The sequence below is a fragment of the Nonomuraea thailandensis genome (genome assembly GCF_024172165.1).
Lineage (GTDB): Bacteria > Actinomycetota > Actinomycetes > Streptosporangiales > Streptosporangiaceae > Nonomuraea > Nonomuraea thailandensis.
The window spans coordinates 7,663,522-7,677,970 of sequence record NZ_JAMZEB010000002.1 but is presented as its reverse complement, the minus strand read 5'-3'; the positions used below and the strand labels follow the sequence as shown (position 1 = coordinate 7,677,970).

Genomic DNA, 14,449 nt, shown 5'->3' with positions numbered 1-14,449 from the left:
ATACAAGATGCCACATTTCAGCGGTGTTTCATCACCCTATGTTGTTATCTGAGTGTTTCCTAATCGTTTGGGTGTTTTGCCCTGCGGCCCACGGCCTGCAGGAACGACCGGCGGGCCGCGGCGACGTGCGCGACCGCTCTGGCCTGCGCTTCGTCCTCGTCGCCCGCCGCGATCGCCTCGCACAGGCTCAGGTGCTCGGTCCAGGAATGCGGCCCGCGCGCGGCGGCCGTCTGGCTGAAGATCCACTGCGCCCGCTGCAGCATGGGCTTCATCATCAGCGCCAGGTACGAGTTCCCCGTCGCCTCGCCCACGGCCAGGTGGAAGGCCGTGTTGAGATCGGCCACCTCCTCCAGCCGCCCCGCCTCGACCGCCTCCCTCGCCTGGTCCAGCAGCCGGCGCAGCCGGTCGGCCGAGGCGGGGGAGCGCTTGCGCGCGGCCAGCCGCGCCGCCAGGCCCTCGATGGCCATGCGCACGTCGAAGAGCTCCTCGCCCTCCTCCGCCGACAGCCTGGCCACCGTGGCGCCCAGGCGGGGGACGACCTGGATGAAACCCTCGGCGGCCAGGACCCGGATGGACTCACGTACGGGGTTGCGCGAGACGCCGAGCGTGGCGGCCAGCCGGTCCTCGACCAGGCGTTCACCCTGGGCGAGCTCACCGGAGAGAATGCGGCGGCGCAGCTCCTTGGTGACCTCGTCACGCAAGGTCTGATGGGCCCCGCCCAGCGTCATATCAGTCATAGGGGGATTTATCGTATACAAGATGTTAGTGGTGTTGCGCCGCGAGCTTATCGGTGTCCGTAACCTCCCCTGCAACCTTCTCCGCCTTCTCGGCCTTCTCGGCCTTCTTGGCGCGCAGCCACAACCACAGGGCGGTGCCGTACATGCCCAGGCCGAGCAGCACGAAGCCGATCGCCACCGGCCAGCGCAGGCCGGGCGACACGTGCGTGGCCAGGAACCACGACTGATCGAGCCGGCCGTTCGCCATGAAGGCGATGGCCACGATGCCCTGCGGGAACAGCGGGATCGCGCCGAGCGACGCGCAGATCATCACGATCGTCCGCTGCGTCCGCGACATGCTCTCGGGCAGCTCGAACGTGTCCGACCCCTTGGCGCCGGTGTCGGCACGCCGTCCCGTCCGCATGAGCTGCAGCAGCTCCGGCCCCTGAGCCGTCAGCCGCCGCTCCGCCAGCAGGCCGAGGCCCCACCAGCACAAGCCTCCGGTCAGCAGCCCGGCGGGCACGCCCCACCAGCCGAAGAACACCGCCACCGTCACGGCGGGCGCCGCGGCGACAGCCACCAGGACCAGCATCAGGTAGGCCATGCCGGTGGCCGAGCCGTCGTCCTCGCTCGTCCGCAGGGGGTTGCCGCCCCGGTTCTTCGGGTCGATGCCCGGGACCAGCCCGACCACCGACATCAGCGGCACCAGCCCCACGGCCCCGCCGAGCAGCGCGAACGTGGCCGCCATGACCAGCGGCCACGGCCCGCCCACGGCCGCCGTGCAGACCACCGCCAGCACCAGCCCGACCGGCCCGACCGCCGCCAGCCACGCCAGCTGCCTGCCCCGCACGTCGGAGGCGCCCGGCGTCATCAGCGTCAGCCAGTGGGCGGTGCCGTCGGTGCCGTACGTGTTGGCGGTCATCGCCGCCGCCATCATGATGAAGAGCGGCCCGGCCAGCGGCAGCATCTGCGGGATGCCCACGAGCAGCGGCACGGCCGCGAAGGCCACGCCGTAGGTGAAGGCGAAGGCGAGCTGGTGGTTGCGCACCAGGTCCCGCGTCCACGTACGCAGCTCCTTGGCGATCACGGCGCCGTGCGGGGTGGCGGCCCGCATCGGCCTGCGGCCCCGGGTCGAGGGCCGGCTCCTGCCCGTCCGCCTGGTCAACAGCGCCGCCCACGCCGCCAGCAGCAGCACGATCAGCACCACCATCGCGGCCAGCGCCAGGTACTCGCCCTGGACGGCGAGCAGCCCCCACCCGGACGGCAGGTACCGGACGAACTCCGGGATCTGCCCGCCCTGCCCGAGAGCCACCATGAAGACCCAGATCTGCCCCAGGAAGGCGAGGATCACGCCGTTGACCAGCCCGGCGCCGATCGCCCCGATCCTGGAGCCCAGCGCGAGGCCGAGCAGCGCCACGGTCACCTTCGACAGCAGCACGAACACGGCGAGCTGCAACACCATCGCCGGCACCGCCACGAGCGCTCCCACGACGCCCTCGCGGGCGCCGGCGACCACCAGCCCCGCCAGCGCCAGCAGGCTGACCGCGGGGGCCACGCCCACGAACGCCGCCACCAGCAGCCCGGCCGCCATGCGCTGCGGCCGCAGCCCGAGCAGGGTGAAGAACTCCGGCCGCAGCGTCTCGTCGCCGCCGCCCGAGAAGACAGGGCCGATGATCCAGCCGAGCGCCCACACGGTGTACGCGGCTGCCAGCCAGTCGCCGCCCAGGAACGCCAGCCAGATCATGCCACCCGCCAGCAGGGCGCCGAGCACGGCCGCGGAGGCCGTCATGCCGCCCTGCTGCCCCTTGGCCGCATGGCGCAGGATCGACACCTTCATCCTGGCCATGGTGAGCGCTACAGCCATGACAGCCCCCTGGCGGCGGTGGAGCCGGCGCCGACCAGCTCGACGAACCTGTCCTCCAGCGTCGCCGCGCCGCGGACCTCCTCCAGCGGCCCGGCTGCCGCCACCCGGCCCTTGTCGATCACGCCCACGTGGTCGCAGAGCTGCTCCACCAGCGCCATCACGTGGCTGGACAGCACGATCGAGCCGCCGCCCGCCACGAAACCGCGCAGGATCTGCTTGATCGTCGCCGCCGACACCGGGTCCACCGCCTCGAACGGCTCGTCCAGCACCAGCAGCCTCGGCGCGTGCAGCAGCGCCGTGGCCAGGCCGATCTTCTTGCGCATTCCGGTGGAGTACTCGATGACCAGCGTCTTCTCCGCCATGTCCAGCTCCAGCACCGACAGCAGCTCCTCGGCCCGCTCGGCCACCACCTCCTTGCTCAGCCCGCGCAGCAGGCCGAGGTAGGTCAGCACCTCCCGGCCGGTGAGCCGCTCGGGCATGGCCATCCCGTCGGGCAGCACGCCGACGAGCTGCTTGGCCCTGGCGGGGTCGGACCACACGTCCGCCCCGAAGATCCGCGCGGTGCCCGCGTCGGGCCGCAGCAGGCCCACCGCCATGGACAGCGTGGTCGTCTTGCCGGCGCCGTTCTGCCCGACCAGGCCGTAGAAGGAGCCCTGGGGAACGCTCAGGTCGACGTGGTCGACGGCGACGTTCTCGCCGAAGGTCTTGGCCAGGCCCTTGATCTCTAATGCCGGCGCTGTCATTGCTGTCTCCTGGTAGCGAGGGTGAACGTGGTGACCAGCTCGCGGGCGAGCAGGTCGAGGTCGAAGTCGGGGTCGTTGAGCAGCCGGCCGGGCACGGCGTCGATGGCGCCCCGGATGGCGATGGCCATGCTGCGCATGTCGAAGTCGCGGAACTCGCCGGAGCGCTGGCCCCAGTCGAGCAGCTTCTCCAGGTCGGTGATGGCCACGTCGGCCTGATGGTCGTACGGGCCGGCGCGGCTGTCCTCGCCGACCGCGTGCGTGACGATCTGGACCAGCGCCAGGAGGGGTTTGCGGTGCAGCCCCATGAACTCGAGATTGCTCTCGATGTAGGCGCGCAGGCCCTCCGTGGCGGTGGTCTGGGAGAGGATGCGCGGGATCATCAGGTCGGTGGCCAGCTTGGCCACCTCCATCACCACGGCCTGGATGAGCTGGTCCTTTCCGCCGAAGTGGTACGAGATGACGCCGGTGCTGATCTTGGCTCGCTTGGCGATCCTGGCCAGGGTCGTGTGGAGGTAGCCGTGCTCGGCGAGCACGTCGATGGCGCACTCGATGATCTGAGCCCGGCGAGCCTCTTCAATGAAGGTTCGACTTTCTGGCGGCACGTTCAGAAGTTTAAACGGCCATTCAGATTTTCGGGTAAGCGGGGGTCGCTTCGATGGCGATACGCCTGCTCAGACGCATGCTGGGATGATCACTCCCGCGCGAATGCCCGCCTGCCCGCCTGCCCGATCGCCCCGCCACCCGCCCGCGCCCGGGCCGTCACGCGCCTGCGCGCCTGCGCCCTCGCTATGCCTGCGCCCTGGGGTCCGTCACGCGCCTGCGCCCTCGCCCTGCCGCAGGCCTGCGCTCCCGCCACGCGCTTCCTTACGCGCCACGCGTCTGCGCTCTTGCCGCCGGGTGAGCGCCTGAGCGCGGCGCCGGTGATGGCTCAGGCGCGCAGGCGCAGGCCTCGGGGCGTGGGGTGGAAGCCGGCCGCCTCCAGGGCCGCCGCCAGGGGAGAGTCGACGATGGCGGCGCCGTCGGCCCGCTCCACGGTCAGCTTGCCCAGCGCCCCGTCACGCACGGCCAGAGCCAGCGCGTCGACCGCCGGCTGCAACCGGTCACCGTCGGTGAACGACAGCAGCGTCTTGCCGCCGCGCTCGACGTACAGCACCAGATGGCCGTCCACGAGCACGACCAGCGAGCCGGCCTTCCTGCCAGGCTTGTGGCCGACGTCGCCGGGGTGCTGCGGCCAGGGCAGCGCGGCGCCGTACGGGCTGGCCGGGTCGGCGGCGGCCAGCACCACGGCCCGCCGCCCCTCCCTGCCCGGCGAGGACCCGATCCCGGGCGCCATGGCCCGCATCCGGTCCACCGCCCCGGGCAGCGCGAACTGCGCGCCGCCCAGCCCTTCGACGAAGTAGCCCCGGCGGCACCGCCCGCTCTCCTCGTACGCCCGCAGCACCTGGTAGATCGGCGTGAACCCGCCGGGCAGCCGCTCCGAGGTCACCGCCCCGCGCGTCACCACGCCATGCCGCTCCAGCAGCACCTCGGACTGCGCGTTCGCCCGCTGGGTGGCGTCGGCCGCGGCCGGGGGCAGCAGCCACCACCGGCCCGCCACGGTCGGCGGGCCGCTCCTGCTCGGCAGCACCGCCCTGCGCCGCCGCGTGGTCGCGGGCCGGTGGGCGGGGCGTCCGGTGCCGAGGGTGGCCCGCAGCGGGGCGAGCGTGTCGCCCGACACCCGCCCCGACCACACCAGGTCCCACAACGCGGCCACCAGCGTGGTGTCGTCCTGTGTGGAGCCGAACTGGTCGGAGATCCCGCGGAAGAACAGCGCGCCGCCCCCGCCGAGCAGCTCCAGCACGCGCTCGTGCACCGGCGTCATCGTGATCTCGGCGGGCTCGGGCATCAGCAGCGGCGCGGTGTCGGCGAAGTAGAGCGACACCCAGCCGTCGCCGCCGGGCAGCGAGCCCTGCCCCACCCACATGACGTCGCCCGCCGAGGTCAGCTCGTCCAGCAGCGCCGGGTGATAGCCGGGCACCCGCGAGGGCAGCACCAGCGTCTCCAGCGCCGACGCGGGCACGGCGGCCCCCTGGAGCTGCTCGATCGAGCGCACCAGCGCGTCCATCGCCCGCGCGGAGCTGACCGGGCCGCGTGCGTCCGCGCCGAATCCGGCCGCGCCCCGTCCGCCTGTGTCCGCGCCGAAGCCGGCCGCCCCTCGTCCGCCCGTGTCCGCGCCGGAGCCCGCCGGGCCCTGCCCGGAGCCCGCGGTCGCCTTCTCCGAGCCGGTGATCCCGTGCCAGGCAGGCAGGAACAGGGCGAGCGTCTCGGGCGCGACCGGCTCGACCTCCTTGCGCAGCCGGGCCAGCGACCTGCGGCGCAACATCCGCAGAACGCCCGCGTCGCACCACTCCTCGCCCCGCCCGCCGGGCCGGAACTCCCCGCTGACGACCCGCCCGGTCGTGGCCAGCCGCCGCAGCGCGTCGCTCACCACGGCCACCCCGAGCCCGAACCTGGCGGCGGCCGTGCCCGCGTGGAACGGCCCCCGCGTACGGGCGTGCCGCGCCACCAGGTCGGCCAGCGGATCGGCCACCGGCTCCAGGAACGCGTGCGGGATCCCGACGGGCAGCGGCACGCCCAGCGCGTCACGCATGCGCGCGGCGTCCTCGACGGCCGCCCAGTGCTCCTTCCCGGCGATGCGTATCCTGATCGCCCGCCGCGACCGTTCGAGCTCCTCCAGCCAGGCGGGATCGCCGCCGCGCACGCTCACGTCGGGCGCCAGCAGCGGCCCGTGCGAGCGCAGCAGGTCGGCGAGGTCCTCCAGGTCGCGCAGCGGCCGGTCGAGCCTGGCCAGCTCCCGCTCGCTGTCGGAGATCACGTCGGGGTCGAGCAGCTCGCGCAGGTCGGCCTGGCCGAGCAGCTCGGCCAGCAGCGTGGTGTCCAGCGCCAGGGCCTGCGCCCGGCGCTCGGCCAGCGGGGCGTCGCCCTCGTACATGAACGCGCCCACGTAGTGGAACAGCAGCGCCGCCGCGAACGGCGAGGCCTGAGACGTCTCCACCTCCACCACCCGCACCCTGCGCGCGGCGATGTCACGCATGAGCTGCACCAGCCCCGGCACGTCGAAGACGTCCTGCAGGCACTCGCGCATCGTCTCCAGCACGATCGGGAACGAGGCGTACTGCGAGGCCACGCCCAGCAGGTGGGCCGCCCGCTGCCGCTGCTGCCACAGCGGGCTGCGCCGGCCGGGCGTGCGGCGCGGCAGCAGCAGCGCCCGGCCCGCGCACTCCCTGAACCGGGAGGCGAACATGGCCGACCCGCCCAGCTCCTCGGTGACGATCTGCTCGATCTCCTCGGCGTCGAAGGCCGCCACGTCGGTGGGCGGCTCGGCCAGCGTGTCGGGGATGCGCAGCACGATGCCGTCGTCGGAGTGCACGGCCTGCACGTCGATGCCGTAGCGCTCGCGCAGCCGCCGGTTGATCGCCAGCGCCCACGGCGCGTGCACCCGTGCGCCGTAGGGGGAGTGGATGACCACGCGCCAGTCGCCCAGCTCGTCGTGGAAGCGCTCCACCAGCAGCGTGCGGTCGTCGGGGACGTATCCGGTCGCCTCCCGCTGCTCCTGGAGGTAGGCCAGCAGGTTGCCCGAGGCGTACTCGTCCAGGCCCGCCGCCCTCATCCGGTCAGTCGTGCCCTGCTTGGCCTGCTCGCGCAGGAACTGCCCGATCGCCCGGCCCAGCTCGGCCGGCCGCCCCGGCGCGTCGCCGTGCCAGAACGGCAGCTTGCCCGGCTGCCCCGGCGCGGGCGAGACGAGCACCCGGTCGGCGGTGATGTCCTCGATCCGCCAGGAGGTCGCGCCCAGCACGAACACGTCGCCGACGCGCGACTCGTAGACCATCTCCTCATCCAGCTCGCCCACCCTGGAGGCCCGCTCACCCACCAGGAACACGCCGAACAGGCCCCGGTCGGGGATCGTGCCGCCGTTGGTCACCGCCAGCCGCTGCGCGCCGGGGCGCCCTTGGAGGACGCCCGTCACGCGGTCCCACACGACGCGGGGCCGCAGCTCGGCGAACTCCTCGCTCGGATAGCGCCCGGCCAGCATGTCGAGCGTGGCCTCCAGCGCGGTGCGCGGCAGCGTGGCGTAGGGGGCGGCCCGCCTGATCAAGCTCTCCAGCTCGTCGACCGTCCACTCGTCGAGCGCGGTCATCGCCACGATCTGCTGGGCCAGCACGTCGAGCGGGTTACGCGGATAGCGCAGCTCCTCGATCAGGCCGCTCTTCATCCGCTCGGCCACCACGGCGGTCTGCACCAGGTCACCCCGGTACTTGGGGAAGATGACGCCCCTGGACACCGCGCCCACCTGGTGACCCGCCCGGCCGATGCGCTGCAGGCCGCTGGCCACGCTCGGCGGCGCCTCCACGCACGCCACCAGGTCGACCGCGCCCATGTCGATGCCCAGCTCCAGGCTGGAGGTGGCGACCACGGCAGGCAGGCGGCCCGACTTGAGCGCCTCCTCGATCTGCGCCCGCTCCTCCTTGGAGACCGAGCCGTGGTGGGCGCGCACGATCTCCGTCACCACGCCCTTGCTCGCCCCCGCCTGCGCCATCACCTCGGCGGGCATGGGCTTGGACGGCCCGGTCTCCCAGATGGACAGGTCGACGGTCTCGGTGCCCTGCTCCCGCTCGTAGGCCAGCTCGTTGAGCCGCGTGCACAGCCGCTCGGCCAGCCGCCGCGAGTTGGCGAAGACGATCGTGGAGCTGTGGGCCTCGATCAGGTCGAACAGCCGGTCCTCGACGTGGGGCCAGATCGAGCGGTTGCCCGGCTCGGGGGCGAACTCCCCCTCCTGGGGCTCCGCCTGGGCGCGGCCCTCCATCTCCGTCATGTCCTCGACGGGGACGACGACCTCGACCTCGATCACCTTGTCGGACGGCGGCTGCACCACGGTGGCGGGCCGCGCCCCGCCCAGGAACGCCGCCACCTCGCTCACCGGCCGCACGGTCGCCGACAGCCCCACCCGCTGCGCGGGCCGGTCGAGCAGCGCGTCGAGCCGCTCCAGGCTGAGCGCGAGATGGGCGCCGCGCTTGGTGCCCGCGACCGCGTGCACCTCGTCCACGATCACCGTCTCCACTCCGCGCAGCGCCTCCCGCGCCTGGCTGGTGAGCAGCAGGAACAGCGACTCGGGCGTGGTGATCAGGATGTCGGAGGGCTTGGCGGCGAACCGCCTGCGGTCCTCGGCGGGGGTGTCGCCCGAGCGGATCGCCACCGAGATCTCGGGGACAGGCAGGCCGAGCCGCCGCGCCGTCTGCTTCAGCCCGGCCAGCGGCGCGCGCAGGTTGCGCTCGACGTCCACGGCCAGCGCCTTGAGCGGCGAGACGTACAGAACCCGGGTCCCCTTGCGCTCTGCCGGGGGCTCTTCTGACGCGGCGGCCAGGCGGTCGAGCGACCACAGGAACGCCGCCAGCGTCTTGCCCGAGCCCGTGGGCGCGACGACCAGGGTGTGGTCGCCACGCGAGATCGACTCCCACGCCCCCTCCTGGGCGGCCGTGGGCGCGTGGAAGGCTCCGGCGAACCATTGCCTGGTCACCTGGCTGAACTGGGCTAGCGAGCTCACCTGCACATAGTGCCTCCCGCCACCGACAGAAAACGCATTTGGCGCGGCGGCGGGTGATTGAGCCGGTGCCCTGGCGGACATACAGCGACCGTGACCATCGATTACGCGGCCATCGAAGCCCGCCGAGCGGAGATGAGACAGCGCTACGTTTTACCGCACCGGCCATCCAGCAGCGCGCGTGGCCTGCACCACATGGCGCTGATCTCGTCCGACGTGGAACGCACCATCAAGTTCTACCAGGAGCTCCTGGAGTTCCCGCTCACGGAGATCATCGAAAATCGCGACTACAAGGGGTCGAACCACTTCTTCTTCGACATCGGCAACGGCAACCTGCTCGCCTTCTTCGACTTCCCCGGCCTCGACCTCGGGCCGTACCAGGAAGTGCTCGGCGGGCTGCACCACATCGCGATCTCCGTCGATCCCGCCACGTGGGAGAGGCTGCGCGGGAAGCTGGAGATGGCCGGCGTGCCGCACCAGATAGAGAGCGGCGCCTCCATTTACTTCAAGGACCCCGACGGCGCCCGGCTGGAGCTGCTCGCCGACCATCTCGGTGAGATGTACGGCGCGCGGGTGCTGTGACCCGTGAGGTGACTAGCGCCGCGACGCCCTGCGCGTACGCGGCTTGCCCGCACGCGGCTCCTGTCTGATGCCGGCGTGCCGTTCGGCACGCTCCGCCTTCTCCTTCCGTACGGCCTGCTGCAGCGCGAGCAGTAACCGGCGGCGCTTGGCCCTGTTGGCCTTCGTCCTGGCTGTCTTCGGGGGTGAAGACTTGGGGGTCTTTGGCATGGGGATGTCCTACCCACACCGCGCACGCTTCCATACTTGAGTTCATGCGCCTGACGGAGTTCTGGAGACGGATGAACGCTCACTTCGGTGAGATGTACGCGGAGTCGTGGGCCCGTGACTACGTCCTGGCGCCGCTCGGCGGCCGCACCGTCGTGCAGGCGCTGGCAGACGGCGAGAGCGCCAAGACGGTGTGGCGGGCGGTCTGCCAGGTGGAGGACGTCTCGCCCAAGCTGCGCTAGCCCGGCCGCCCCTGGTCGAGGGCGTCGCGCAGCGCCGTGGCCGCGCGCTCCAGGTCGGCCACGGGGCACTGCCCGCCGGGCGACCACAGGAACTGCCATCCGTGGCCCGACGGGGTGGCGAAGACGATCGTCTGGCGCCCCGTGCGCGGGTGCCACACCCACAACACCGGATCCTCGCCGCCGACCATGCGGCTGACCAGGCCATGGGCAGGTAGCTGCTCGGCGAGTGCCTCGAGATGGACGCGTCGTTCCCCGGTGTAGCCGCTCGCCACGTGCCGCCTCCAGTTGTCGCCCCTGGAGTGAGTCTCCCCAGCTCACGGCGCCCGACAACACGCGGGAGGAAACCGCCCGCACCTCATTCCCGTGAGGCGTCCATCAGGATGCGCATGCCCGCGAAGTCGAACGTGAGCGCGTACGGACGGGAGAACTCGGTGGAACGGCTCAGCAGGCAGGAGCGGCGCGAACGCGATCGGCCGGCCCTGCTGGAGGCGGCGGAGAAGGTGTTCGCCGAGCGGGGGATCCAGGGGGCGTCGGTGGACGAGGTGGCCGCCGAGGCCGGGCTCACCAAGGGGGCCGTCTACTCCAACTTCGACGGCAAGGAGGATCTGAGGATCTGGTGCTCGCCGTCCTGCGGCACGGGCTCGGGCGGGAGGCGCGGGCGCAGGCGGAGCGAGTGCTTCACGGCGGGCGTCCGGCGGGGGAGCTGGCGGAGGAGTTCGGCGCGTACTGGGTGGACGGCGCGCGGGGCGGCGGGCAGGACAGGTTCGCGCGGCTGACGGTGGAGTTCATGGTCCACGCCGTTCGGCATCCGGCCGTGCGTGAGCAGCTCGTCGGCCTGCTGTTCCCCGGTGAAGGCGCCGGCTCGGGGCGGCATCCGCCGGCGGTGGAGGGGAGCGGGCTGGGGGAGCTTCCGTACGACGAGGCGGACGCCATCCTGAAGTCCCTGGACCTCGGCATGCGCCTGCTGACCCTGCTCGCTCCCGAACGTTGTCCCCCGGAGCTGTTCCCCAAGGCGCTCCGCCTCCTCGCCGCGCCGAAGGCGGACGGGTGAGGCCGACCGTCAACTTGAGCGCCCCCGTCTGACGGGGCCCGCCCGCCCTGTCACCTGCCGCCCCGCCCCGTCGTCCCGCCCCAGACCTCGTCCTCCAGCGGCCGCCCCGCCCCCGGTCATCCCGCCCCTGTCGTCCAGCCCCTGTCGTCCAGCCTCCGTCGTCTCGCCCGCGTCGTCCAGCCTGCGCCGCCCGACCCGCACACCCCGGCCGTCGCCCAGCCTGCGCCGCCCGACCCGCGCGCCCTGGCCGTGGCCCGGGCCGCGCTTCCGGGCCTGCGCCGCAGGTGGCGGATCTGCGCGCTCTCATGGTCGACCTGCGTGTTCTTGCTGTGATCGAACAGCCGTTCGGCTACGATGGACCCAGCCGAGCCGCCACGTCTTCCCCGACACGGCAGAAATTGTCGGTGGCAGGCCGTAGCTTTCACTCGACTGATCGGACCACGACCCTCCAGGGGGAGCTCCCATGGCTATCAACGACCGCGAGAAGGCCCTCGAGACCGCGCTCGCTCAGATCGAGCGACAGTTCGGCAAGGGCTCCGTCATGAGACTGGGCGACGACGCCCGAGCTCCCATCGAGGTGGTCCCCACGGGGTCGATCTCCCTTGACGTCGCACTCGGCATCGGCGGCCTGCCGCGCGGCCGCATCGTGGAGATCTACGGCCCTGAGTCCTCGGGTAAGACCACGATCGCCCTGCACGCCGTGGCCAACGCCCAGCGGGCCGGAGGCATCGCGGCGTTCATCGACGCCGAGCACGCCCTCGACCCCGAATACGCCAAGAAGCTGGGGGTCGACACCGACGCCCTGCTGGTCTCCCAGCCCGACACGGGTGAGCAGGCGCTCGAGATCGCCGACATGCTGATCAGGTCCGGCGCCGTCGACATCATCGTCATCGACTCGGTCGCGGCCCTGGTGCCCAAGGCCGAGATCGAGGGCGAGATGGGCGACAGCCACGTGGGTCTCCAGGCCCGCCTCATGTCCCAGGCCCTGCGCAAGATCGCCGGTGCTCTCAACAGCACCGGCACCACCGCCATCTTCATCAACCAGCTCCGCGAGAAGATCGGCGTCATGTTCGGCAGCCCCGAGACCACGACCGGTGGTAAGGCGCTGAAGTTCTACGCCTCGGTCCGTATGGACATCCGCCGCATCGAGACCCTCAAGGACGGCACGGAGGCGGTCGGCAACCGCACCAGGGTCAAGGTCGTCAAGAACAAGATGGCCCCGCCCTTCCGGGTCGCCGACTTCGACATCCTCTACGGCGTGGGCATCTCCCGCGAGGGCGGCCTCATCGACATGGGCGTGGAGCACGGCTTCGTCCGCAAGTCCGGCGCCTGGTACACGTACGAGGGCGACCAGCTCGGCCAGGGCAAGGAGAACGCCCGCAACTTCCTGAAGAACCACCCCGACATGGCCAACGAGATCGAGAAGAAGATCAAGGACAAGCTGGGCGTGGGCCCGCGCCTCGACGCTCCCGCCGAGGCCGCCGCCCCTGCCCCTGCTCCGGCCGCCGCTCCGTCGGGCCGCGGCTCGAAGTCCACCCCGAAGCCGGGTGACGTCTGATCGCTGACCCCATGAGCAGCACGGACCGGCCGCAAGCGCCCCAGCCGCCAGACCGGGGCGCCTGGCCCGACCCCACCTCCTCCCGGCGGCGCGACCTGGCCCGCTCGTCCACGGACGGCTGGCCATCGATGGCGGAGTTGCGCGAGCAACGCGACCGCATGCGCGCCGCCGCCCCTCCCGAAGTAACCCCTCCCGAAGCCGCCTCTCCCGCGGCCGGCCCACCCGCGGATCCGCCATCGAACCCGCACGACCAGCCGACCGCCCCCCCGTCCATCGCCGACGAGGCTGGAGGCGCCGACCAGGGCGCCCGCGCCGAGGCCTCGCCCAACGGGCGGCTTCCCCGGGATGCTTCAGCCCACGGACGGTCTCCCAGGGATGACTCGCCCAAGGAGCGGAGCCCTGGGGACGAATGGCACTCCGAGGTGCTGGCCGGGAGCAGCTGGTTCGCGGCGGAGCCGAGCGACGGCGAGGGCCGGCGCCTGGACGGCCGTACCACCAGGCGGCCCGGCGGACGATCCGGCGGAAAATCCGGGCGTTCAGGCGGAAAACCGGGACGGTCTGCCAGAGGCTCAGGACGATTCGGACAGCCCGCCGAAGGGCTCGACCCCTCCGGCGAAGGCGCCGATCGACCCGACGACGGCCCTGCATGGTTCCAAGGCGGTGCTGGACGGCCTGGTGACGGACCTGAGCGGCCGGAAGGCGGTGTTGAACGGCCCGAAGACGGTGCTGAGCGACCCGAAGAAGGTGCTGAACGGTCTGACGGCGGCGCCGGACAGCCGGACGGGGCCGGGCACCCGGACGGCACCGGATGGCCGGATGCCGGCACTGGGCCATCCGCTGAGGGCATCGGGTGGGGCAGTGAGGGTGCCGGGCAGCAGAGCCGCAGGCGTGCCCGCCGCACCAGCGGCGCCGCGCGCACCGGACGCTTCGACGATGGCATCGGCCCGCCGGACAGCGGTGCTGGGCGGTTCGATAGTGGGGTTGAGGGCTTCGGCGGCGGTGTCAGGCGGTTCGACGATGGGGTCGGCTGGCCTGATGGGGGCACCAGGCAGGCTGAGGGCGCCGGACAGTCCGAGGGCATCGGACAGGCCGAGGGCGGTAGCGGGCGGTTCGAGGGTGGCGCTGGGGGACGGGCTCGGCGGGGCGGCCGGAAGGGCAATCGGCGACGGGGGTGGCTGCCCGACGGGCCCGATGCCGAGAGCCCGGCCGGTACGGGGCCCAAGGCGGATCCTGAGTCGGTGGCCCGGGCCATCTGCCTCCGCCTGCTCACCATGGCCCCCAAGACCCGCGCCCAGCTCGCCGAGGCCCTGCGCAAGCGGGACGTGCCGGAGGAGGCCGCGGAGGCGGTGCTCAGCCGCTTCTCGGAGCTCGGGCTGATCAACGACGAGGCGTTCGCCTCGGCCTGGGTCGACTCCCGCCACCACGGCCGAGGGCTGGCCAAGCGCGCCCTGGCGGCCGAGCTGCGTCACCGGGGCGTCGACAGCGACACGGTCAACGAGGCTGTGGAGCGGCTGGACCCCGACCAGGAGGAGGAGACGGCCCGGCGGCTGGTGGAGCGCAAGCTCGCCTCCACCCGCTCGCTCGACCCCCAGACCCGCACCCGCCGGCTGGCCGGAATGCTCGCCCGCAAGGGTTACCCCTCCGGCCTGGCCTTCCGCGTCATCCGGGAGGCGCTCGAACAGGAGGGCGTCGAGGTGGAGGAGGACTTCTCCTAGGTCGAGCTCCGATCTTCGGAGTCAAGAGTCGAGCCGCGGTCTTCGCGTGCCTGTACCGCGAGCGGGGCCTGGGCAGCGTTCTGGCCGTCGCGGTTCTGCGTCTTGAGCGGCCTGGCAGCGAAGTGGGCCTGCAGTGGTGTGGGCGGCCTGCAGTGGTGCGGCCCTGCAGTGGTGCGGGCCTGCAGTGGTGCGGGCC

The 14,449-nt window shown here is 72.3% G+C and carries 15 protein-coding genes; 6 read left to right on the top strand and 9 right to left on the bottom strand.

The features are described 5' to 3' along the window. Nucleotides 1–59 precede the first annotated feature (59 nt). The 5 genes from HD597_RS39005 to HD597_RS38985 form a co-directional block, all read right to left on the bottom strand. Nucleotides 60–737: a GntR family transcriptional regulator gene (locus HD597_RS39005; protein WP_253749134.1), complete on the bottom strand. Its 678-nt coding sequence runs from the start codon at nucleotides 735–737 to the stop codon at nucleotides 60–62. Between the two features lie 25 nt (nucleotides 738–762). Then, nucleotides 763–2,580, bottom strand: a complete 1,818-nt coding sequence (locus tag HD597_RS39000) for a PTS sugar transporter subunit IIC (RefSeq protein WP_253749132.1) — start codon at nucleotides 2,578–2,580, stop codon at nucleotides 763–765. Next, nucleotides 2,571–3,323, bottom strand: a complete 753-nt coding sequence (locus HD597_RS38995; RefSeq protein WP_253749130.1) for an ABC transporter ATP-binding protein — start codon at nucleotides 3,321–3,323, stop codon at nucleotides 2,571–2,573. The genes HD597_RS39000 and HD597_RS38995 overlap by 10 nt, the downstream gene beginning before the upstream one ends. Further along, entirely contained in the window at nucleotides 3,320–3,925 is a 606-nt protein-coding gene (locus tag HD597_RS38990; RefSeq protein ID WP_253749128.1) for a TetR/AcrR family transcriptional regulator, read from the bottom strand. The genes HD597_RS38995 and HD597_RS38990 overlap by 4 nt, the downstream gene beginning before the upstream one ends. A 326-nt stretch (nucleotides 3,926–4,251) precedes the next feature. Continuing rightward, on the bottom strand, nucleotides 4,252–8,904 hold the full coding sequence (locus HD597_RS38985; protein WP_253749126.1) for an Lhr family helicase: 4,653 nt from the start codon (nucleotides 8,902–8,904) through the stop codon (nucleotides 4,252–4,254). 192 nt (nucleotides 8,905–9,096) lie between these two features. Here HD597_RS38985 and HD597_RS38980 point away from each other — a divergent pair, with 192 nt between their 5' ends. Further along, complete coding sequence (locus HD597_RS38980; protein ID WP_246547069.1) at nucleotides 9,097–9,483, top strand: VOC family protein; 387 nt, start codon at nucleotides 9,097–9,099, stop codon at nucleotides 9,481–9,483. 12 nt (nucleotides 9,484–9,495) lie between these two features. Here HD597_RS38980 and HD597_RS38975 read toward each other — a convergent pair whose 3' ends face one another. Then, nucleotides 9,496–9,690, bottom strand: a complete 195-nt coding sequence (locus HD597_RS38975) for a hypothetical protein (protein ID WP_253749124.1) — start codon at nucleotides 9,688–9,690, stop codon at nucleotides 9,496–9,498. Nucleotides 9,691–9,734: 44 nt separating this feature from the next. Here HD597_RS38975 and HD597_RS38970 point away from each other — a divergent pair, with 44 nt between their 5' ends. Next, nucleotides 9,735–9,929: a DUF3046 domain-containing protein gene (locus HD597_RS38970; RefSeq protein WP_148439320.1), complete on the top strand. Its 195-nt coding sequence runs from the start codon at nucleotides 9,735–9,737 to the stop codon at nucleotides 9,927–9,929. Here HD597_RS38970 and HD597_RS38965 read toward each other — a convergent pair. Continuing rightward, nucleotides 9,926–10,201, bottom strand: a complete 276-nt coding sequence (locus tag HD597_RS38965; RefSeq protein WP_253749122.1) for a hypothetical protein — start codon at nucleotides 10,199–10,201, stop codon at nucleotides 9,926–9,928. The two genes, HD597_RS38970 and HD597_RS38965, sit on opposite strands and share 4 nt — an antisense overlap. A gap of 83 nt (nucleotides 10,202–10,284) precedes the next feature. After that, entirely contained in the window at nucleotides 10,285–10,497 is a 213-nt protein-coding gene (locus HD597_RS38960) for a hypothetical protein (RefSeq protein WP_253760014.1), read from the bottom strand. Between HD597_RS38960 and HD597_RS38955 the strand changes: the two genes are divergently transcribed. The 3 genes from HD597_RS38955 to recA all read left to right on the top strand — a co-directional run bounded on the left by HD597_RS38955 (nucleotide 10,430) and on the right by recA (nucleotide 12,538). Further along, nucleotides 10,430–10,705, top strand: a complete 276-nt coding sequence (locus HD597_RS38955; RefSeq protein WP_253759652.1) for a TetR/AcrR family transcriptional regulator — start codon at nucleotides 10,430–10,432, stop codon at nucleotides 10,703–10,705. The genes HD597_RS38960 and HD597_RS38955 overlap by 68 nt on opposite strands. Then, a complete protein-coding gene (locus HD597_RS38950; RefSeq protein ID WP_253749120.1) occupies nucleotides 10,603–10,980 on the top strand; it encodes a hypothetical protein in 378 nt (125 codons plus the stop codon). Before HD597_RS38955 ends, HD597_RS38950 begins: the two co-directional genes overlap by 103 nt. A 463-nt stretch (nucleotides 10,981–11,443) precedes the next feature. Beyond that, nucleotides 11,444–12,538: a recombinase RecA gene (gene recA / locus HD597_RS38945; RefSeq protein ID WP_253749118.1), complete on the top strand. Its 1,095-nt coding sequence runs from the start codon at nucleotides 11,444–11,446 to the stop codon at nucleotides 12,536–12,538. Between the two features lie 569 nt (nucleotides 12,539–13,107). On the opposite strand, the gene HD597_RS38940 is transcribed toward recA, so the two are convergent. Then, nucleotides 13,108–13,332 (bottom strand): hypothetical protein, encoded by a 225-nt coding sequence (locus HD597_RS38940; RefSeq protein WP_253760012.1) that lies wholly within the window; start codon nucleotides 13,330–13,332, stop codon nucleotides 13,108–13,110. Between the two features lie 444 nt (nucleotides 13,333–13,776). Here HD597_RS38940 and recX point away from each other — a divergent pair, with 444 nt between their 5' ends. Further along, nucleotides 13,777–14,253: a recombination regulator RecX gene (gene recX / locus HD597_RS38935; protein WP_308210780.1), complete on the top strand. Its 477-nt coding sequence runs from the start codon at nucleotides 13,777–13,779 to the stop codon at nucleotides 14,251–14,253. Nucleotides 14,254–14,449 lie beyond the last annotated feature (196 nt).